The 21,479-nt window shown below is 32.8% G+C and carries 15 protein-coding genes, 1 rRNA gene and 2 pseudogenes; 15 read left to right on the forward strand and 3 right to left on the reverse strand.

Annotation, left to right across the window (positions count from 1 at the left end; genetic code table 11):
- Nucleotides 1-15: 15 nt before the first annotated feature.
- From HYI43_04040 to HYI43_04070, 7 genes and pseudogenes are all read left to right on the forward strand, one after another.
- Nucleotides 16-1,200: an MFS transporter gene (locus tag HYI43_04040; GenBank protein ID UDI77765.1), complete on the forward strand. Its 1,185-nt coding sequence runs from the start codon at nucleotides 16-18 to the stop codon at nucleotides 1,198-1,200.
- The gene (locus HYI43_04045) at nucleotides 1,187-2,947 is read left to right on the forward strand and encodes a siderophore synthetase (GenBank protein ID UDI77766.1); all 1,761 of its coding nucleotides are present in this window, start codon (nucleotides 1,187-1,189) and stop codon (nucleotides 2,945-2,947) included. Before HYI43_04040 ends, HYI43_04045 begins: the two co-directional genes overlap by 14 nt.
- Nucleotides 2,948-4,018, forward strand: coding sequence for an alanine/ornithine racemase family PLP-dependent enzyme (locus tag HYI43_04050; GenBank protein ID UDI77767.1), 1,071 nt, complete (start codon nucleotides 2,948-2,950; stop codon nucleotides 4,016-4,018).
- 233 nt (nucleotides 4,019-4,251) lie between these two features.
- Nucleotides 4,252-5,251, forward strand: a pseudogene (locus HYI43_04055) (ABC transporter substrate-binding protein).
- A 12-nt stretch (nucleotides 5,252-5,263) separates the two neighbouring features.
- Nucleotides 5,264-6,295 carry an iron ABC transporter permease gene (locus HYI43_04060; protein UDI77768.1) on the forward strand — a complete coding sequence of 344 codons (1,032 nt, stop codon included), beginning with the start codon at nucleotides 5,264-5,266 and terminating at the stop codon, nucleotides 6,293-6,295.
- Nucleotides 6,292-7,257 (forward strand): iron chelate uptake ABC transporter family permease subunit, encoded by a 966-nt coding sequence (locus HYI43_04065; protein ID UDI77769.1) that lies wholly within the window; start codon nucleotides 6,292-6,294, stop codon nucleotides 7,255-7,257. The genes HYI43_04060 and HYI43_04065 overlap by 4 nt, the downstream gene beginning before the upstream one ends.
- A gap of 220 nt (nucleotides 7,258-7,477) precedes the next feature.
- On the forward strand, nucleotides 7,478-8,848 hold the full coding sequence (locus tag HYI43_04070) for a YjiH family protein (protein UDI79265.1): 1,371 nt from the start codon (nucleotides 7,478-7,480) through the stop codon (nucleotides 8,846-8,848).
- A gap of 134 nt (nucleotides 8,849-8,982) precedes the next feature.
- Here HYI43_04070 and HYI43_04075 read toward each other — a convergent pair whose 3' ends face one another.
- The gene (locus tag HYI43_04075) at nucleotides 8,983-9,297 is read right to left on the reverse strand and encodes a heme oxygenase (protein UDI77770.1); all 315 of its coding nucleotides are present in this window, start codon (nucleotides 9,295-9,297) and stop codon (nucleotides 8,983-8,985) included.
- 152 nt (nucleotides 9,298-9,449) lie between these two features.
- Entirely contained in the window at nucleotides 9,450-9,710 is a 261-nt protein-coding gene (locus HYI43_04080; protein UDI77771.1) for a hypothetical protein, read from the reverse strand.
- A gap of 175 nt (nucleotides 9,711-9,885) precedes the next feature.
- Between HYI43_04080 and HYI43_04085 the strand changes: the two genes are divergently transcribed.
- The 7 genes and pseudogenes from HYI43_04085 (at nucleotide 9,886) to HYI43_04115 (ending at nucleotide 17,341) form a co-directional block, all read left to right on the forward strand.
- Nucleotides 9,886-10,404 carry a metal-dependent hydrolase gene (locus HYI43_04085; protein ID UDI77772.1) on the forward strand — a complete coding sequence of 173 codons (519 nt, stop codon included), beginning with the start codon at nucleotides 9,886-9,888 and terminating at the stop codon, nucleotides 10,402-10,404.
- Between the two features lie 62 nt (nucleotides 10,405-10,466).
- Nucleotides 10,467-11,654 (forward strand): UDPGP type 1 family protein, encoded by a 1,188-nt coding sequence (locus tag HYI43_04090; GenBank protein ID UDI77773.1) that lies wholly within the window; start codon nucleotides 10,467-10,469, stop codon nucleotides 11,652-11,654.
- 15 nt (nucleotides 11,655-11,669) lie between these two features.
- Nucleotides 11,670-12,351, forward strand: a pseudogene (locus HYI43_04095) (hemolysin III family protein).
- 140 nt (nucleotides 12,352-12,491) lie between these two features.
- Entirely contained in the window at nucleotides 12,492-13,829 is a 1,338-nt protein-coding gene (locus tag HYI43_04100) for an MFS transporter (protein ID UDI77774.1), read from the forward strand.
- Nucleotides 13,830-14,133: 304 nt separating this feature from the next.
- Nucleotides 14,134-14,601 carry a SepA family multidrug efflux transporter gene (locus tag HYI43_04105; protein UDI77775.1) on the forward strand — a complete coding sequence of 156 codons (468 nt, stop codon included), beginning with the start codon at nucleotides 14,134-14,136 and terminating at the stop codon, nucleotides 14,599-14,601.
- A gap of 74 nt (nucleotides 14,602-14,675) precedes the next feature.
- Entirely contained in the window at nucleotides 14,676-16,127 is a 1,452-nt protein-coding gene (locus HYI43_04110; protein ID UDI77776.1) for a multidrug efflux MFS transporter, read from the forward strand.
- Between the two features lie 146 nt (nucleotides 16,128-16,273).
- The gene (locus HYI43_04115; protein ID UDI77777.1) at nucleotides 16,274-17,341 is read left to right on the forward strand and encodes a P-loop NTPase; all 1,068 of its coding nucleotides are present in this window, start codon (nucleotides 16,274-16,276) and stop codon (nucleotides 17,339-17,341) included.
- Here the strand turns inward: HYI43_04115 and HYI43_04120 are convergent.
- A complete protein-coding gene (locus tag HYI43_04120; GenBank protein UDI77778.1) occupies nucleotides 17,282-19,030 on the reverse strand; it encodes an IS1182 family transposase in 1,749 nt (582 codons plus the stop codon). The two genes, HYI43_04115 and HYI43_04120, sit on opposite strands and share 60 nt — an antisense overlap.
- Nucleotides 19,031-19,697: 667 nt before the next feature.
- Between HYI43_04120 and HYI43_04125 the strand changes: the two genes are divergently transcribed.
- Nucleotides 19,698-21,250, forward strand: a 16S ribosomal RNA gene (locus HYI43_04125).
- Nucleotides 21,251-21,479 lie beyond the last annotated feature (229 nt).

Raw genomic sequence — 21,479 nt, forward strand, 5'->3', positions numbered from 1 at the left:
TGTAGGTGAAACGCTTTGGCGAAATTTTTCTTCTCCAGTTCCTTTTTATTATTTCTAGGTAATTGGATAGGACAAATTGGTTTAAACTGGTACGTACTTACTAACTATCATAACGCAGTGTACTTAGGCTTAGTTAATTTTTGCCGACTCGTCCCGATTTTAGTACTAAGTGTATGGGCGGGTTCGATTGCGGATAAGTATGATAGGGGTATACTACTTAGGATAACCATCTCGAGTTCTTTTATTGTCACGACATTACTATGGATGTGTACAATATCAATTAAAGATATTTCGATAGTTATTATATTAATTTATGCAACGCTTAGAGGTATATTAAATGCTGTTGAAACACCGGTGAGACAAGCGTTACTGCCTGACTTATCTGAGCGTTTAAATACAAGTCAAGCAGTTTCGTATCACTCATTTATAATCAATATTTGTCGTTCAATAGGCCCTGCGATTGCGGGTGTGTTACTAGCTGCTTACCATGCACCTGTTACATTTCTTACTCAAGCTTTATGCTACTTAATCGCAACGTTGTTTTGCTTACCATTGCATTTCAAGAAGTATGATGATGAAAAATCAGAGCATAATGCGTTTTCGGTAAAGTTTGTTTGGGAATACTTTAAGAATAATATGCAAGCTTCTAAAATATTTATCACATCATTAATCATCATGGCTACTGGTTTTTCATATACGACATTAGTTCCAGTATTAGTACATGATGTATTTCCAGGTAAATCACAAATATTCGGTATTGCGATGACATTTTGTGCCATTGGCGGAATGATAGCGACACTATTACTTCCAATTATTTTGAAAAAAATAACCACTGTCCATATGTATTATTTGAGTTCATGCTTATTTGGTATCACTTTATTGGGCGTTGTCATACATAATGTAGTAGCCATGTTTATGAGCATGGCACTTGTAGGTTTATTTAGCCAACTTGCACGTACATCTAATCGAATTTATTTTCAAGAAAATATTAACCCTGAAGATCGCGGGAAAATACTCAGTGTTGTCATGATGGATAGAGGTATGATTCCATTAGGAAGCTTGCTAATGACATCATTATCAGAATTAGTTGGTGTAATGAATACTTTTATTGTCATGGGATTATTTACATTGACAGTGGCATTAATCGTATATTTATTACAACAACCAAAAAAGTGGAGGAGTAACTATGATACAAAATGAATGGCAAAAAGCAGATAGAAATATTCAATATCGTATATTGAACGCTTTGATTAAAGAGTCAATATGGACTGAAAACACGATTATAACGTCATTTGATGATCAACTTGAAGTACAACTTCATGGATGTATCCTTACTATCCACTTTAAACGAATGAGTTTAATGGCTCGTTATGAATTTGAGGGTCCTATCACATTTGATTGCGGAAGTGAACATGTTGAAATCACATCTTTAGAAGAGTTGTTGGATATACTAGTACAACATTTTAATATTACAATAAGTCCGCATTTGAGAGCTGAAGTGATTCATAGTCGAGATAGTTTTATAGAGGTATATAAACAATTTAATAATCGGAAGCATCACATTCAAGCGAGTATGCAATTTTCAGGTATGCCAACGACATTGAACTTTTTTGCGTGGTTACAACATTTAAATGATAGCACTGATATTGATGATTTATTATATTCTGAGAGTCTTGTGATTGAAGGTCATCCAACACATCCGCTTACTAAAACCAAATTACCGCTTACCATGGAGGAAGTTAAAGCATACGCTCCAGAGTTTGAGAAAATGATACCATTGAACATAATGCTTTTACATAAGGATTATGCTGTAGTAACCAGCATCGATGATGATAATGATTTTATTTTGCATGAATTGATACCAGAATATGCTTCACGATTACGTATGTATGCGCAGTCTTTAGATATCGCATTTGATGATTATGTGATTATAATTGTTCATCCTTGGCAATATCAACATACGATATATCAAAAGTTTAAAGAATGGATTGATAATAAAATATTAGTCACAACGCCTTATGAAATTGATTCAAAAGCTACGCTATCATTTAGAACCATGGCTTTAATTGATCGACCGTATCACGTGAAATTACCTGTAGAAGTACAGGCAACAAGCGCAATTAGGACAGTATCAAGCGTAACTACTGTAGATGGACCAAAATTAAGTATGTCCTTACACACTGTTCTAAATCAATACGCTCAATTAAAAGTTGCGATAGAACCGTACGGTATTTATGCTAATACAGGTGAAGACAATGCACGCCAACTCGCTTGCATTATTAGAGATAAACCTTATATAGCTAATAATGGTTCTACAATTGTAACGGGGGCATTAGTTAATCCTAATCCAATTGATGACGAGATAACTGTAGATAGTTACATAGAATGGGTTAATGGCCAGGTAGATAGAGCGAGTATTAAACGATTTATGCATATTTATAGTAAACAACTAGTAACACCATTAATCGCGCTTATTCAACAATATGGCATAGCACTTGAAGCACATATGCAAAATACAATCGTTAACCTAGGACCTGAATTTCAAATGAATTTTGTGGTTAGAGATTTGGGTGGATCCCGTATACATCTAGACACATTATCTAAGCAATTAAAGCATATTGAAATCACAAACCAGAGTTTATTAGCAGATTCTATTGAAGAAGTGATTGCTAAATTTCAGCATGCTGTTGTACAAAATCAATTTGCTGAATTAATTTATCACTTTTCAAAAAAAGAAAATATAAGTGAACTGGAATTATTTGAAATTGTACAAGGAGAAATAGAACGAGCAATTGATGATACCAAACCGCATGCTAATGCACTAAAGCGCGTACTATTTGGTCCTAAGATTACGGTTAAAGCATTATTGCGAATGCGAATGGAGAATAAAGTGAAAAAATATTTAAATGTAGAACTTGATAATCCGATATACAAAGAGGTGAAATAAGTGGCGCATGTTAATATTAATTTATCAAAAATTGCTTATAACGCAGAAGCACTAGGAAATTTGTTAGACGAGCATGATATCCATTTCACGCCTGTCATTAAGTGTATCGCGGGAGACACGCAAATCATACAAACATTGATAGATGCAGGATTCAATCATTTTGCTGAATCAAGATTAGATAATATTAATGTAGAATTTAATGATAAGTGTAGCTATCTTTTATTAAGACCTACTGCAAAAGCACAATATGAACAACTTATTAAAACAGTAAAAATGAGTATTCAGACAGAAATTCAGACCATAAGAATATTGAACGAGGTTGCCAAGTCGCTTAACCATAAACATCAAATCATGTTGATGATAGATTGGAAAGACGGTCGTGAGGGCGTATTAACTTATGACATTCTTAAATATATTAGAGAAATTATAACGATGACCCACATTCAATTAGTTGGTATTTCATTTAACTTTATGTGCTTTAAATCTTTAGCACCTACAGAAGATGATATTTATGCTATGAATCAATTTGTAAGTGCAATTGAACATGAATTAGGATTTCGATTAAAGATAATCTCAGGCGGAAACTCAAGTATGCTTCCTCAATTAATGTATAACGATTTAGGACGTATCAATGAACTAAGAATTGGTGAAGCGTTATTTAGAGGTGTAGATACAACAAGTTATCAAGCGATTCCCAGACTATTTCAAGATGCGATTACATTAGAAGCGGAAATTATTGAAATAAAACCACGACTAGCTAAGGAAAATCACCAATGCTATCTTCAAGCGATTTTAGATATTGGCTATCTTGATACAGTAATAGATAAAATTACACCGTTAAATCATCATGTTACTATTTTAGGGGCGACAAGTGATCACTTAATGATTGATTTAGGCAACCAAGATTTTTATCAAGTTGGAGATAAAATTCAATTTAGTATGGAATATGAGGCGTTATCGCATGTAATGTATCAAAAACGTATGATTAAGGAATATATCAAAGATGATCACATCCAGTCTTTGACACAACAACTAGGGACATGTAATTTAGTACCACACCAAACGTACTAATGTGGATACTACGCATATATAATTTTTAAATACATTTTAAAGCTATTAATTTAGAATTGATTTCTGATTAATAGCTTTTTATTTAGTTCTAATTACATTTTATCTCATATTCGATTTAAAACATCTTGGATTAATATAAAAAAATTAAAAAATATACCAAATGATATTGACATTGATAATCGTTATCAATAAACTAGACATTGTAAACCTATACATAATAAGGAGTGGAAGTCATGAAGGGCTTTAAGATTGCAGGAATTTTTGCGTTATTATTTTCATTAGTTCTAGTAACTGCTTGTGGTAATGTAAGTAATAATGGTTCAAAAGATTTCAGATAGCAAATCGTCATCGAAAGACACGATTGAAATCAAACATGAATTAGGAACTACTAAAGTGCCTAAAGATGCAAAACGTGTAGTTGCATTGGAATTCTCATTCGTAGATGCATTAGCTGCATTAAATGTAAAACCAGTAGGGGTAGCTGATGATAATAAACCAGATCGTATCATCAAACCGCTTAAAGATAAAATTGGCAACTATAAATCAGTGGGTGCAAGAAAACAACCTAACTTAGAAGAAATTAGTAAATTAAAACCTGATTTAATTATTGCCGATAGTAATAGACATAAAGGTATTTACAAAGAGTTAAGTAAAATCGCTCCAACAATTGAGCTAAAAAGTTTCGATGGAAATTACAATGATAATATTGAAGCATTCAAAACAGTCGCTAAAGCTTTAAATAAAGAAGATGCAGGTAAAAAACGCTTAGACGAACATAAGAAAAAATTAGCTAAATATAAAGATGAAATTCAATTTGATAAAAATGAAAAAGTATTACCAGCCGTTGCGTCTAAATCAGGATTACTTGCTCACCCAAGTGAATCATATGTAGGACAGTTCTTAACACAACTAGGATTTAAAGAAGCTTTAACTAAAGATGTAACGAAAGGCCTAAGTAAATATTTACAAGGACCTTACTTGCAATTAAATGCTGAGACTTTAAAAGATGTTAATCCTCAACGTATGTTTATTATGACTGATGGTGCAAGTCCAAAAGAATCATCTTATCAAGAAATGAAAAAAGATCCGGTTTGGGATACATTAGATGCTGTTAAACATCATCGTGTGAGCATCGTAAACCGTGATACTTGGGCACGTGCACGTGGTTTAATATCTTCAGAGGAAATGTCGAAAGAGCTAGTTAAAATTTCTAAACAAGATAAAGAAAAGTAAGGTGGCTAGATGATGACTATGAGAACAACTGATAGTCAATCTGCTATTGAAAAAGCAACAAAGAGACGCACTACACTCACGTTTATCGTGAGTGTGTGCTTTCTTTTTATTTTTGCTTACTTTAATTTAGCGATTGGTTCTTCAGAAATTCATGCAAAAGATATTTATGACTATTTTTTTACTTCAGTTGATGATAAGCAAACGTTTCTTATTCATAATGTAAGAATGCCTAGAATGATAGGTGGATTAATCATTGGTGGCGCACTAGCATTAGCTGGTTTATTAATGCAAGCAATTACACGTAATCCATTAGCTTCTCCTCAAATTTTTGGGGTTAATTCTGGTGCATCATTTGTCATTGTGTTGGTAACAATTTTAATTCCTTCATTAGGAAACTATGCCACTTATTTAGCATTTCTAGGGTCATTTATTGGAGGATTAACCGTTTATATGTTATCCGGTTCAACGAAGAAGATTACACCAATAAAGTTAGCATTAGCTGGTATGGCGATTCACTTGTTTTTCAGTAGTTTAACGCAAGGTATAATCATATTAAATGAAGATTCAAATACGACTGTCATGTTCTGGCTTGTTGGTTCATTAAATGGATTAAAATGGACAGCAGTATTATCTATAATGCCTTGGTTATTAATCGCATTATTCATCACTATGCTAATGGGACGTCAATTAACAATTATGGAATTAGGAGATGACATAGCTAAAGGATTAGGTCAAAAAACTCAATTTATTCGAATCATTATCGGTCTACTCGTCATCGTATTGGCAGGGGCCTCTGTTTCTATTGCAGGTCCGATTGGGTTCATAGGTTTAATTGTGCCTCATATCGTTAAGCGCTATGTTAGTAAAGATTATTTTATAATGGTGCCTTTAACGTTTTTAGTCGGTGCTGACTTATTATTATTATCAGATATGTTAAGTCGATTAATTACATTCCCATACGAGTCACCAGTTGGTATCGTTACATCATTCGTTGGGGCCATTTATTTCTTATTAATTACACTTAAAGGGGTGAAACGAATATGACTAAACGTAAATTATCTATTCGTTACGCCATAGTTATACTTTGTTTATGTATCAGTATTTTTATAAGTCTATGTATTGGATCTACAATGTATTCACCTTTAAAAGCACTCAAAGGTATTTTTACGCTTGATGATTTTATACTTAATGAATATCGCATTCCGAGAACGCTATTAGGGCTAGTAGTAGGCAGTAGTTTAGCGATATCAGGAGCAGTAATTCAAGGTGTCGTTAGAAACCCACTCGCTTCACCAGATGTCATTGGTATTACGAAAGGTGCAAGTTTAGCAGCTATCATTGTAATTATGGTATTCCCGTCAGCCCCTTTACTCGTTTTACCTATTGGCTCATTTATAGGGGCATTAGCAATTAGCTTAATTTTGTCATTTTTAATTTCTAAATTTAACATAAAAGGTTCCACACTAGCGCTAATTGGTTTGGCTATTGGCGCAATATGTACAGCAGTAGTACAGTTCTTATTAATACGAAATCCAATGGATGCTAATAATGCATTAGTATGGTTAACAGGAAGTTTATATGGCCATACAATAGAAAATTTTTATTCAATTATACCTTGGTTTATCATTACATTACCTTTAGTGTTAGGCTTTAGTTATCAATTAGATATTTTAAATTTAGGTGACCATATTGCTACAGCGCTTGGCGCGAGAGTACAAAGACTTAAAATGATTCTATTAATATTATCAGTGATGTTAGCAGGTGCATCTATTTCAGTTGTAGGGGGAATTAGTTTCCTAGGTTTAATAGCACCTCATATTGCGCGTTCCATTGTGGGTCAACGATATTTTCATGTTGTGATGATGTCTGGTTTGATTGGGGCAATCCTTATTTTAGTAAGTGATGGACTAGCTAGGGGAATTCATCCACCGTTAGATATACCAGTAGGCGTCATTATCGCCATCATAGGTGTACCGTATTTCTTATTTTTATTAAGAAGAATTTAATAGATAGTTTGAAGGAGCTAATTTTTCATTATACTTTGGTGAGAAATTAGCTTTTTGTATATTGCATACCTTTTGAAAATGAGATATAGTATTAAACATATTGTTTATAAAAATGCATATTAAGTTATATTTATATAAAAATAAGTTGTTTTTATGAGTTTTGTAGCTCAATTAATGAATATATAAACATTTAAAAGTAGAAAGAAAGAAGGGTTAAATGGTGGATGGATATTCAAGACAACAGATTGTCAAAGGCAGAGCTAAATTTATAACGATGTCCATAATTGGTATCATTTTATTCTTAATTCCTGTACCAATCGAACAAGATGGTAAAAAACAAACAACACTCCCAGTTGCGTTTTTAGCAAATTGGTTAAAAGGAATACTTGGTGATGCTATGCCAATTATCATCATTTTTATAATTACTGTATCTGCTATATTGACCATTTTGGTATCAACAATATTAAGAAATAAAGTAAAGCCAGGTGGTTTGTTAGAAAGTGCTTTTAAAGTAGGCCCAGTTTGGTTAACATTACGATTATTAGCAGTCGTATTTGCCTGGATGACTTATTTTAAATTGGGTTCTAAGGTGATTTATTCGGAAAATACAGGGGGATTAGTATTTAATGATTTATTACCTACTTTAGTTGCTGTATTTTTATTTGCCGCGCTATTTTTACCATTTTTAATGGAATATGGATTGTTAGAGTTTTTGGGACCACTTTTCAGACCAATAATGAGACCATTATTTACATTACCAGGACGTTCAACCGTTGACAATTTAGCTTCATTTATAGGTGATGGAACAGTTGGTGTGTTAATTACAAGTCGTCAATATGAGAGAGGTATCTATTCAAGACGTGAATCAATCGTTATTTCAACTACATTTAGTGTAGTTTCAATTACCTTTGCTATTGTTATTGCAGAAACAGTTGGTTTACAGCATAAATTTTTCGCTTTTTATCTAACTGTAATTGTGTCATGTTTTGTAGCTGCGATGATTATGCCTCGAATATGGCCTTTAAATCAAATACCAGATGAGTTTACTAAAGAAGTTTCTGAAAATACACGATTAGAAAAGTTGCCTGAAGGTAAATCAGCATTAGGATATGGCTTTGAAGAAGCAACTATAGTGGGCTTAAAAGCACCTGGATTTAAAGAATTCTTTCAAACAGGATTTAAAACAGTCATTGATATGTGGTTTGTAATATTACCAGTCGTAATGAGTATTGGTACATTAGCCACAATGATAGCACATTATACACCAGTATTTGAGATAGTTGGAAAGCCATTTATTCCTATTCTTGAATTATTGCAAGTGCCAGAAGCGGCTAAAGCATCTGAAACTTTATTAATTGGCTTTGCTGACATGTTCCTTCCATCAATTTTAATTGCTAATGCACACAGTGAAATTACACGTTTCGTAATTGGAGCTTTAAGCATTTCTCAATTAATATACTTGTCAGAAGTTGGTGGCGTCATTCTAGGTTCAAAAATACCTATCAGTTTAGGTAAATTATTTATGATCTTCTTAATAAGAACGGCTATTACGTTACCTATTATTGCGTTGATGGCGCATTTACTATTGTAATATAACGAATTAAATTTTTCGTATCATATGAACAAGAGGACTAGGATTAAAATGCATATTTTCCTAGTCCTCTGTGAATATTATGAAAAATTAATGATAAATGGTTATAGCTCAAACTTATAATACAAGGTGAATTATCCTAATGTAGATAGAACATTAGCTTTTACAATTTCACTATGAAGTACTGGTGAATCTTCAGATGAGGATTTACCAGTATTTTTATGCGCTTCTTTAAACGCATCACTTTGAGTCCATGCTTTAAAGTTTTCTTCAGAAGCCCACCATGTATTTACATACATATCTTCACTTTCATCATCTCTTTCAACTAACCACACTTCAATTTTATGAAAACCATCTAAAGACTCGATTTTACCACCTTTAGTAAAACGTGGTGCCATTTTTTCAGCAAATCCTTTTTTTACCGTAATTCGATTTGTAACTACAAACATAGTCATAACCTCCTTAGCTTATTAATGTTTATAATAATTGCTTTGAACAGAAATAAAAAGAAATATGATTTTAAATAAAAAAACTATCAGCTAAGCGTAAATAGCTGACAGTTTAATATAAAATAACTTTGCGAGAGGATAGTTTTTAATATTTATTTTGTTAATTCGTCATAGACCTTTTGGTCGTTATGTGTATAAATAATGTATTCATGATCATCTGTATCGATGATAACTCTGTTAGTTTTGCCAAATGTAGAACCAATACGTGAAATGTTTTTTTCATCCAATTCAGGAACAGCATGGATTTCTTGATCTTGAGAAATATTTTTGATTTCATTTGTAGGAATTTTAATATCCGCTACTCTCCATTGAATTCTAACTTCATTTTTATCTTTCTTAACAGACATTGCCATTAAAGAACACATCCTTTGTTTAATTTATATCTACATCATATATGATATTGTAATCGTTTTCAAGGATTTATGTGATACTTTTTAAATAATTATGATACACTAATTGACCTACCGAAAATATGTTCGTATTTCACTTAGATTTATGTTAGAATGTTCTCTATAAAGGAGAAGGTCAATGACAGGTAAAACACACGTATCCGCTGGGTTATTAGTGGGTGCATTAACAACCGAACACTTTCAAACTGATTTGTTCTCAACTGTAACTGTTGTCTGTTTAGCAATAGTATCTAGTTTACTTCCAGACATTTGTCATACAAGAAGTAAAGTTGGTAAACAACTTAAAATTTTGAGCTTGCTAATTAGTCTTTTATTTGGTCATCGGACCTTTACGCACTCGTTGTTATTTATCGGAATTGTAATATTTTTACTCAATTTAATTCAAACACCTATTTACTATATGGTTTCGATTATCGTTGCAATGATATCCCATGTTATACTAGATATGTTAACACCTAGAGGAGTAAAACTATTTTATCCTATTCCTCTTACTATTAAATTTCCTTTTACATTTAAGACTGGGGGATTAGTTGATGCATCTTTAGCTACTGCATTAACATTTGGAGCACTATACATATTTTTCCAAACGTTTATTAATGACATATTGAAATATTTTAGTCATTCAATATTAGGGTAATAGTAAATCGTAAGTAAAACAGGGACAAATAAATTTTCGATTCAAATACAAGGAGAGTTAAGATGTTAGATCAGAGTAAATTAAAGAAATATAATCAAGAACATTTGAGTGAATATGAAAAACTTATGAGTAATAATGAAAAAGAAAAGTTAGACGCAAAAGTTAACGACTTAGATTTAGAAGAAATACAAAATCTTTATCAAGATTTATATGTTAACCGTCAAACAATTTCTGACGTATCATCAGTTTCTGAAGTTAAATATGTTCGTGAAGAAGAATTATCAAAGCAAGAAAAAGACAAGTATGAACAAAAAGGTATTGAAGCAATTAGAAATGGAGAGTTTGCTGTACTGCTTATGGCAGGTGGACAAGGTACTAGATTAGGTTATAAAGGACCTAAAGGCTCATTTGAAATTGAAGGTATCAGTTTATTCGAATTACAAGCAAAACAATTACTAAATTTAAAAAAAGAAACTGGGCATTTAATTAATTGGTATATAATGACTAGTGATATTAATCATGAAGCAACGCTTTCATATTTTGAACAACATAATTATTTTGGTTATAACCCGGATAATGTCCATTTCTTCAAGCAAGATAATATCGTTGCTTTAAGTGAAGAGGGACGTCTCGTACTTAATGAAAGTGGTTATGTACTTGAAACACCTAATGGTAATGGTGGTGTATTTAAATCACTCGAGAAGAACGGTTATTTAAATAAAATGAAGTCTGATGGTGTAAAATACATATTCTTAAATAATATTGATAATGTACTTGTTAAAGTATTGAATCCTTTATTTGCTGGATACACTGTAGTAAATGATTGTGATGTAACATCTAAATCTATTCAGCCACATAATGGTGAAAGTGTGGGACGTCTAGTAAATAAGGATAGTAAAGATACTGTACTTGAATATTCAGAGCTTGAAGAAGAAGTAGCAAATACATTTGATAATGCCAATATTGGTATTCACGCTTTTAAACTTGCATTTATACAACAAGTTGTGAATTATGACTTACCTTATCATTTAGCAGTTAAAAAACTTAAACAATTAGATGACGATTTTGGTGTAGTTGAAAAGCCAACGCTAAAATTTGAACTATTTTACTTTGATATCTTTAGATATGCAAATAGTTTTGTAACACTTCAAGTACCTAGAGATGAAGAATTTTCACCACTTAAAAATAAAGAAGGCAAAGATAGCGTTGAAACTGCAACGGCTGATTTAAAAAGATTGAACTTAATATAAAAGGTGGGGAAGTAGATGTCTAAAACATCTAAACATTCTAGAGAAACTGTAGTCGAATCCTTTAAAGACATTATTCCACTATCTTTTGGTGAAGAAGTTGGTAATGCTTCATCACATGGTTTTGCGGCATTGCTTACTTTATTTATACTTCCATATTCAGCAGTACACAGCTATAATCAAAGTGGCACATTGAGCTCAATTAGTGTTTCTATTTTCGTAATAAGTATTTTTATGATGTTTATATCCTCAACAATATATCATTCAATGAAAAATGATACAGCACATAAATATATATTGAGGATAGTTGATCATAGTATGATATATGTAGCGATTGCTGGTACATATACGCCAGTCCTATTAACAGTAGTCGGTGGATGGATTGGATGGTTTGTGTTTATTATTATGGGGTACTACGATATGGGGAATTTTGTATAAATCCATATCTGTACATGTTAACCAAAAGTTAAGTTTAATTGTCTATCTAGTTATGGGGTGGGTAGGTATTATATTTTTACCTATCATTATTATGAGAACTTCATGGCTTTTTATCCTTTTTATAGTACTTGGTGGACTATCTTATACAATAGGCGCTTGGTTTTATGCTCAAAAAAATCGCCCATACTTTCATATGATTTGGCATATCTTTATCGTTATTGCATCATTTCTACATCTTGTTGGAATATTATATTTTATGTAAGTAAGATTGATGGTCTCAGTATAGGCCATCGGTCTTATTTTTTGTTTTTTAGCTTGTTAGTATTGCTTTTAAGTGATAAAGAATCGTATTCTAGTAAATGAATTTTAAAAAATTAAATATATAAAGGAGGTCATAACGATATGAATTTAAAGTCCGTTGGAATTGTAATTACTTTAGTGTTATCGATGTTTATGGCAGCAATTGAAAGTTCAATTATTTCTTTAGCAATGCCAGCTATTCGATCTGATTTAAATGCTGGGACATCTATCTCATTAGTATTTACTGCTTACTTTATAGCATTAGTTGTAGCTAATCCAATTGTTGGAGAATTACTAACAAGATATAAAATTATATATATTGCTATGGCAGGTTTATTTCTATTTGGTATTGGTAGTTTAATGTCAGGGATGAGCGATACTTTTACCATGTTAATCATCTCAAGATTAATTCAAGGCGTTGGCGCGGGCGTTATGATGTCACTATCACAAATTGTGCCTAAATTAGCTTTTGAAATTCCCTTTAGATATAAAATAATGGGTGTAGTTGGTAGTGTATGGGGCATTTCAAGTATAATTGGTCCTTTACTAGGAGGCGCAATCTTAGAATTTGCTTCGTGGCATTGGTTATTCTTTATAAATATTCCAATTGCTATCATTGCCATTGTTTTAGCATTTTTTACATTTCGCTTTTCAGACGAAACAGAAGTCAAAGCTACGCGTTTTGATGTAAAAGGTTTATCTTTATTTTATATTTTTATCGGCTTACTAATGTTTAGCTTACTTAATAAATCAATGTTGATGCTTAATATGATTGCTTTTATTTTAGCGGTCATTGTTGCAATTATTTTATTCAAATTTGAGAATAACGCAAAGCAACCGTTTTTACCTGTATCAGAATTTAATCGCTCTGTCTCATTAGTATTTATCACGGATTTATTGATCGCTATGTCATTGATGGGATTTAATTTATATATTCCTATATATTTACAAGATCATTTAAAACTTTCTCCGCTTCAAAGTGGATTAGTCATATTCCCACTCTCTGTAGCTTGGCTTGTTTTAAACTTTAATTTAGCCAAAGTGGAAGCTAAATTATCACGTAAAGCATTATATATTGGTGATTTTACATTCTTATTATTAAGTTGCATTATTTTAATGTTTGGTTTAAAAGTACCTTTATTAATTGCGGCAACTGTAATTTTAGCAGGTTTAAGCTTCGGATTTGTATATACTAAAGATAGTGTCATTGTTCAAGAAGAAACGAATCCTATATATATGAAGAAAATGATGTCATTCTATGCACTTACAAAAAATTTAGGTTCATCAATTGGTTCAACAATCATGGGATATCTATATGCATTATCTTCAGGATTTTTAACTGGTAATTTCTATAATATATTAGCTACTGTCTCGATCGTTACTATCCTATTAATTATTCTGTGGTCTACGCTTTATAAAGAAGAAGTTAAATCAATATAATACTTAGAAATTTAGAGTGAAGAAGTTTAAGATGAAAAAACGATAAGACGATATGTCAAAAATGAATTAGCTGACTAAATTAAGAAGCGTTTTAAATCAAACGGTTCTCGGTTCGAAATATATTTGCCGAAGAGGCTTATCAAGAAGTGCTTAAAATGAAATTTAATCGTACAACTTTCTGAAGTGGGACAATGAATCTTGTCCCACTTCTTTCATTTTAATAACTTAATATCGCTTTTAAATTTTATATTGTGTTACGTAAATGATAAAATATGCGTGTAATATAAAATGGGAGGGCATTAGAATGAAGTTTTTAAAAAACAATTATAAAAACATTTTCTCTACTTTGCTTGTCCTCACAATATTTATAATTTCTGGATGTATATTTTTAATGTTTCTTGGATTTGGTTTATTTGGTTTAAGTCGAATCCTTATTTTTTTAAAGCTAGGGTACTTTACTTATAATAAGAATTTAATTGATAATTTGATTTATTATGGTAGTTATATTGTATTTGGTTACTTCATCTTATTCGCCATAGAACATTTAATGGATTATTTTAGAAAACAATTACCAAACAATCCATATTTTAATGGAACAATTTATCATTTAATATCATATATAGTCACTACGATGTTATTTTATTTTATTATCCATGTCCATTATGTCTATATAAAAATAGATTTTTGGGTAATTGCAGTCATAATCGGTTTATTATATATTTTTAAAATCATTTTTTATCCTGATAGCGAAAATCTTAATGATCAAAAATAATAAGCATTTAGTTTGCTAAGCTAACTTTGATTTGGTTGAATAGAACATGCTTATTATTAAAAAGGAGTTTTTATATGTCGAATATAGAAGTATCCACGAGAAAACGTAACTTAATTGTCGCTGTGATGCTAATAAGTGCGTTCACTGCTATTTTAAATCAAACGTTATTGAATACTGCATTACCCCATATAATGAAAGAATTGAATACTTCAGAGAATACGGCACAATGGTTAGTTACAGGGTTTATGTTAGTAAATGGAACAATGATTCCATTAACTGCATATTTAATGGATCGGATAAAAACTAAGCCATTATATTTAATATCAATGGGTATCTTTTTATTAGGATCAATCGTTGCTGCCATTGCTCCAAATTTTGGTGTTTTAATGCTTGCTCGAGTTATTCAAGCAATTGGAGCAGGTATCATTATGCCCTTAATGCAATTCACATTGTTTACTTTATTTTCAAAAGAAAAGCGTGGCTTTGCAATGGGATTAGCTGGTTTGGTCATTCAATTTGCGCCGGCAATCGGACCTACGTTTACAGGATTAATTATTGATAATACAAGTTGGAGAGTACCATTTATAATTGTAGTAGGGATTGCCCTAGTGGGATATATCTTTGGTGCCATTTCATTATCAAGTTACAACAAAACGAAAAAAACAAAATTAGATAAACAATCTGTCGTTTTATCTACTTTAGGATTTGGACTTATCTTATATGCATTTAGCAGTGCCGGAAATTTAGGATTTGCAGATCCTATTGTAATCATATCGTTTATAATCGGAATAATTATTGTAGGTATATTTATTTATAGACAATTAAATATTGCTAATCCTTTATTGAATTTAAAAGTATTTAGCAATAGAACTTTCATGTTTAGTACGATTACTTCTATGATATTAATGATGTCAATGGTTGGACCGGCGCTATTAATTCCATTATTTGTACAAAATGGTCAAGGCTTATCTGCATTTATGTCAGGAATGGTCATTATGCCTGGTGCGATATTAAACGGTATTATGTCTGTGTATACTGGTAAAATATATGATAAATATGGACCACGATTATTGATTTTAACTGGATTTACAATACTAATTATAACTACAATCTGTTTATGCTTCTTGAAATACGATACTTCATATATATATTTAATAGTTATCTATGCTATTAGAATGTTCTCCGTTTCATTATTGATGATGCCTATTAACACTACGGGTATTAATGCATTGAAAAATGACGATATTTCACATGGTACTGCAATTATGAATTTCGGTCGTGTCATGGCTGGATCATTAGGAACAGCAATGATGGTTACTTTTATGAGTATAGGAGCAAAATTATTAACTACAAATTCAGCTACAAGTTCTAGTAAAGAAATAATGCAAAAGCAGAGCGTGGCAACAGGCGTTGACTTATCATTTGCTGTTGTTACATTATTTGTAATTATAGGATTCATCTTCTCTTTCTTTATTAGAGAAGATAGAAAGAATACCAAACAGTATAAGAACACACGTGATATTTAGATTGAACTTAAGTAGGAAGTTAGCTAATATTTTATTGAGCTAACTTCTTTTTTTATAAAATTAAAAATTATATACTAATTTATAAAGCTACAAGTATATCTTTGCTTGTTGAAATAGAGAAATAGCAAAACTGAGGGGGATTTACATTGTTAACGGTAGATCAGGTAAAAGAAATAGTTGGAGAATTAAAAGATCCAATTATCGATGTGCCTCTAAAAGAAACAGATGGCATCATCGAAGTAACAACTAAAGAAGAAATTGAACATGTCAGTGTTAAAGTGGCAATGGCTCAGTTAGGTGGACAACCACAATTAGATTTACAAATGGCAATTGTTAAAGCGTTGAAAGAAAATGGGGCAAATACTGTTGGCATTCGCTTTGAAGAATTACCGGCTGAAAAAGTAGAACAATATACTGGAAAGCAAAAAGAACAACCTAAAACTATTGAAGGATTATTATCAAAAGATAATCCAGTTGAGTTTATTGCTATAGCTTCTGGTAAAGGTGGCGTTGGAAAATCAACAGTTGCAGTCAATTTAGCAGTTGCCCTAGCACGTGAAGGTAAAAGAGTAGGTTTAATTGACGCAGATATATATGGATTTAGTGTTCCAGATATGATGGGTATTGATGAAAAACCTGGTGTTGAAGGAAAAACAATCATCCCAGTAGAACGTCACGGCGTGAAAGTTATTTCAATGGCATTCTTTGTAGAGGAAAATGCACCAGTAATTTGGCGCGGTCCTATGCTTGGTAAAATGTTGACGAACTTCTTTGTTGAGGTCAAGTGGGGTGAATTAGACTACTTACTTTTAGATTTACCTCCTGGAACAGGTGATGTAGCGTTAGATGTGCATACAATGTTGCCTAGCAGTAAGGAAATAATAGTTACAACACCTCATCCGACTGCTGCATTTGTAGCTGCAAGAGCGGGTGCAATGGCTAAGCACACTGAGCATTCTATTCTTGGTGTTATCGAAAATATGAGTTATTTCGAAAGTAAAGAAACAGGAAATAAAGAATATGTCTTTGGTAAAGGTGGCGGACGTAAATTAGCTGATGAATTGAATACACAATTGCTTGGGGAGTTGCCATTAGAACAACCAACATGGAACCCCAAAGATTTTTCACCATCTATTTATCAAGCAGATGATCGTTTAGGTAAAATATATACATCTATAGCCCAAAAAGTGATAGCATCCACTATAAAAAAATAAAGAATATTTAAGTGTAAAATCAGAGTCCGGGACATAAAGTTCTTGGATAAGTGAATAAAAGACAATTTCTATTGAAATAATATAGAAATTGTCTTTTTTATAAATTTTTTGATTATTTTCAGCTCGTTGAGCTACTACTTTTCTTATATTAAGTGCCATTAATACAAAACCAAGTTCTCTTTTGACTTTATTGAGTCCTCGGACAGACATCCGAGTGAAACCCAAAATAGCCTTCATAAATCCAAAAACAGGTTCCACATCAATTTTTCTTTGACTGTAGATATTTTTTGTTTTTGGTTCTGAAAGCTTTTTGTTAATTTGGGATTTAAAATATTCCCAGTTATAATTCTTCATTATTTTTTTGTTTGTTTTTGAATTGAAGTTCATACATTGATTTTTCAGAGGACATTCTGAACAATCGTCACATTCATATAATTTGAAGTCTCGCTTGTAACCATACTTATCATGACGATAGGCATATCTTTTAAAACCTAGCCGTTTATTATTCGGACAAATGAATTCGTCATTAATTTCGTCATAGTCCCAATTTTGAGTATTAAAGATGTCACTTTTATATTTTTTAGTTTTATCTTTTATAAACATTCCATATGTTATGAGTGGCGTTCGATTAAAGTCATCTATAATTGCCATATAATTTGATTCACTACCATAACCTGCATCAGCTACAATATATTCAGGTAAATGACCGTAGGTCTCTTGAATTGAATTTAAAAATGGAATCATCGTTCTAGTATCCGTTGGATTTTGATACACATTATAAGATAAAACAAATTGGGAATTTGTCGCTATTTGTAAATTATACCCTGGCTTAAGTTGTCCATTTTTCATGTGATCTTCTTTCATTCTCATAAATGTCGCATCATGATCTGTCTTAGAATAACTATTTCTATCCTTTAAAATAGATTTTTGAAATTCGTATCGATACTTTCGCTCAGAATAATCATTGATTTGCTTTTTGTATTTTTTGATTTTAGTTCTTTTGAGACGTATTTGTTTTCTTGTTTTAGTACATTTTTCATTGTTGATATGTTGGTTTAAATCTTCGATTTCTTTATCTAAATGACTACCAATCAAATCTATTTCTTCTTTTGTTAATTCATTATCATGATCTTCTTTGATTTCCGGTATGATTTTATTGGTTACCAATTCATGGTAGAGGGCTTTAGAATCCTCATTCATCTTTGATTCATGGTTTTGAATACTCTTTTTCCATACAAATGTATATCGATTGGAATTTGCTTCAATTTTTGTACCATCAATAAAAATAGCTTTATCATCTATAAGATTTTGTTTTATACACTGACTGTAAAATTGAATAAATAAAGATTCTAATAAAGCATCTACTTTTGGATTTACTCTAAATCGATTAATTGTTTTATAAGAAGGTTTTTGATTTTGTGATAGCCACATCATTCGGATGCTATCATTAAGCATTTTTTCTATTTTACGACCTGAGAATACAGATTGTGTGTAGGCATATAGAATCACTTTTAACATCATTTTAGGATGGTACGAAGTTGCACCACGGTGATGTCTGAATTCGTCGAATTCATTGTCAGGAATTGTTTCAACAATATCATTTACATGTCGTGAAATATCATTTGTGGGGATAAGAACTGAAGTTTCCATTGGTAGAGTAAGTTGAGTCATGTTATAATTTTTATACATAAGGCACCTCGTTAATTTAGTTTAGTGATGTTTATTAAATTATACGAAAGTGCTTTATTTTTTTAAAGTATTACAATGTAAAATTACATATAAATACAAAGTATTTTGGCGAGACTCTTGAGGGAACAGGACAAGCTGAAGACTACAGGCTGAAGCTGTCCCCTAAGAAAGCGAGCCAACAATACGGAGTATTGTAAATAAAGAAGCCAGTAAATGAATTTGTTAAAACTCATTTACTGGCTATTTCTCTAGGAATTATGTCCCAGACTCTTTCTATTGCAAATTATCTTGAATCTGATAGAATAATTTCTTGTGAGCAATTGAGAAATATAAAATAAAGAAATAAAAATATTTCAAAATAATTGTTGACTTAAGTAGTTAATCTTGGTACTATATAAAAGTCGTCAAAAAAGAATATTAATTCTTTTAAAACTTTGTTAAAATGGTGTAAAAGTTACCATTGCAAAACAAAAATTGATGATATAAAATATATAAAGTAATCGAAATTGTTGTTGACTTTCAAGTTTGAAAGTAATACAATTAAAGAGATTGAATTTATTGATGAACATTGAAAACTGAATGACAATATGTCAACGTTAATTCCAAATAGTAACTTAAATGTTACAAACATTATTTAGTATTATGAGCTAATCAAACATCATAAATTTTTATGGAGAGTTTGATCCTGGCTCAGGATGAACGCTGGCGGCGTGCCTAATACATGCAAGTCGAGCGAACAGATAAGGAGCTTGCTCCTTTGACGTTAGCGGCGGACGGGTGAGTAACACGTGGGTAACCTACCTATAAGACTGGGATAACTTCGGGAAACCGGAGCTAATACCGGATAATATTTCGAACCGCATGGTTCGATAGTGAAAGATGGTTTTGCTATCACTTATAGATGGACCCGCGCCGTATTAGCTAGTTGGTAAGGTAACGGCTTACCAAGGCGACGATACGTAGCCGACCTGAGAGGGTGATCGGCCACACTGGAACTGAGACACGGTCCAGACTCCTACGGGAGGCAGCAGTAGGGAATCTTCCGCAATGGGCGAAAGCCTGACGGAGCAACGCCGCGTGAGTGATGAAGGTCTTCGGATCGTAAAACTCTGTTATTAGGGAAGAACATACGTGTAAGTAACTATGCACGTCTTGACGGTACCTAATCAGAAAGCCACGGCTAACTACGTGCCAGCAGCCGCGGTAATACGTAGGTGGCAAGCGTTATCCGGAATTATTGGGCGTAAAGCGCGCGTAGGCGGTTTTTTAAGTCTGATGTGAAAGCCCACGGCTCAACCGTGGAGGGTCATTGGAAACTGGAAAACTTGAGTGCAGAAGAGGAAAGTGGAATTCCATGTGTAGCGGTGAAATGCGCAGAGATATGGAGGAACACCAGTGGCGAAGGCGACTTTCTGGTCTGTAACTGACGCTGATGTGCGAAAGCGTGGGGATCAAACAGGATTAGATACCCTGGTAGTCCACGCCGTAAACGATGAGTGCTAAGTGTTAGGGGGTTTCCGCCCCTTAGTGCTGCAGCTAACGCATTAAGCACTCCGCCTGGGGAGTACGACCGCAAGGTTGAAACTCAAAGGAATTGACGGGGACCCGCACAAGCGGTGGAGCATGTGGTTTAATTCGAAGCAACGCGAAGAACCTTACCAAATCTTGACATCCTTTGACAACTCTAGAGATAGAGCTTTCCCCTTCGGGGGACAAAGTGACAGGTGGTGCATGGTTGTCGTCAGCTCGTGTCGTGAGATGTTGGGTTAAGTCCCGCAACGAGCGCAACCCTTAAGCTTAGTTGCCATCATTAAGTTGGGCACTCTAAGTTGACTGCCGGTGACAAACCGGAGGAAGGTGGGGATGACGTCAAATCATCATGCCCCTTATGATTTGGGCTACACACGTGCTACAATGGACAATACAAAGGGCAGCGAAACCGCGAGGTCAAGCAAATCCCATAAAGTTGTTCTCAGTTCGGATTGTAGTCTGCAACTCGACTACATGAAGCTGGAATCGCTAGTAATCGTAGATCAGCATGCTACGGTGAATACGTTCCCGGGTCTTGTACACACCGCCCGTCACACCACGAGAGTTTGTAACACCCGAAGCCGGTGGAGTAACCATTTGGAGCTAGCCGTCGAAGGTGGGACAAATGATTGGGGTGAAGTCGTAACAAGGTAGCCGTATCGGAAGGTGCGGCTGGATCACCTCCTTTCTAAGGATATATTCGGAACATCTCGTAGAGATGAGGGATAACGTGACATATTGTATTCAGTTTTGAATGTTTATTTTAGACATTCAACTTAATAAATGAATATTGCATAAGACATTGTATTTTGATATAATTTCTTATTGTGATTTTGATTTTATTGATTGTACATTGAAAACTAGATAAGTAAGTAAAATAGATTTTACCAAGCAAAACCGAGTGAATTAGAGTTTTAAA

It is taken from the genome of Staphylococcus taiwanensis (genome assembly GCA_020544305.1).
Classification (GTDB): domain Bacteria; phylum Bacillota; class Bacilli; order Staphylococcales; family Staphylococcaceae; genus Staphylococcus; species Staphylococcus taiwanensis.

Coding starts and splice junctions, on each gene's coding strand:
- HYI43_04045 (UDI77766.1), top strand. CDS start 1,187: ATGATACAAAATGAATGGCAAAAAGCAGATAGAAATATTCAATATCGT.
- HYI43_04060 (UDI77768.1), top strand. CDS start 5,264: ATGACTATGAGAACAACTGATAGTCAATCTGCTATTGAAAAAGCAACA.
- HYI43_04065 (UDI77769.1), top strand. CDS start 6,292: ATGACTAAACGTAAATTATCTATTCGTTACGCCATAGTTATACTTTGT.
- HYI43_04075 (UDI77770.1), bottom strand. CDS start 9,297: ATGTTTGTAGTTACAAATCGAATTACGGTAAAAAAAGGATTTGCTGAA.
- HYI43_04080 (UDI77771.1), bottom strand. CDS start 9,710: ATGGCAATGTCTGTTAAGAAAGATAAAAATGAAGTTAGAATTCAATGG.
- HYI43_04085 (UDI77772.1), top strand. CDS start 9,886: ATGACAGGTAAAACACACGTATCCGCTGGGTTATTAGTGGGTGCATTA.
- HYI43_04090 (UDI77773.1), top strand. CDS start 10,467: ATGTTAGATCAGAGTAAATTAAAGAAATATAATCAAGAACATTTGAGT.
- HYI43_04100 (UDI77774.1), top strand. CDS start 12,492: ATGAATTTAAAGTCCGTTGGAATTGTAATTACTTTAGTGTTATCGATG.
- HYI43_04105 (UDI77775.1), top strand. CDS start 14,134: ATGAAGTTTTTAAAAAACAATTATAAAAACATTTTCTCTACTTTGCTT.
- HYI43_04110 (UDI77776.1), top strand. CDS start 14,676: ATGTCGAATATAGAAGTATCCACGAGAAAACGTAACTTAATTGTCGCT.
- HYI43_04120 (UDI77778.1), bottom strand. CDS start 19,030: ATGTATAAAAATTATAACATGACTCAACTTACTCTACCAATGGAAACT.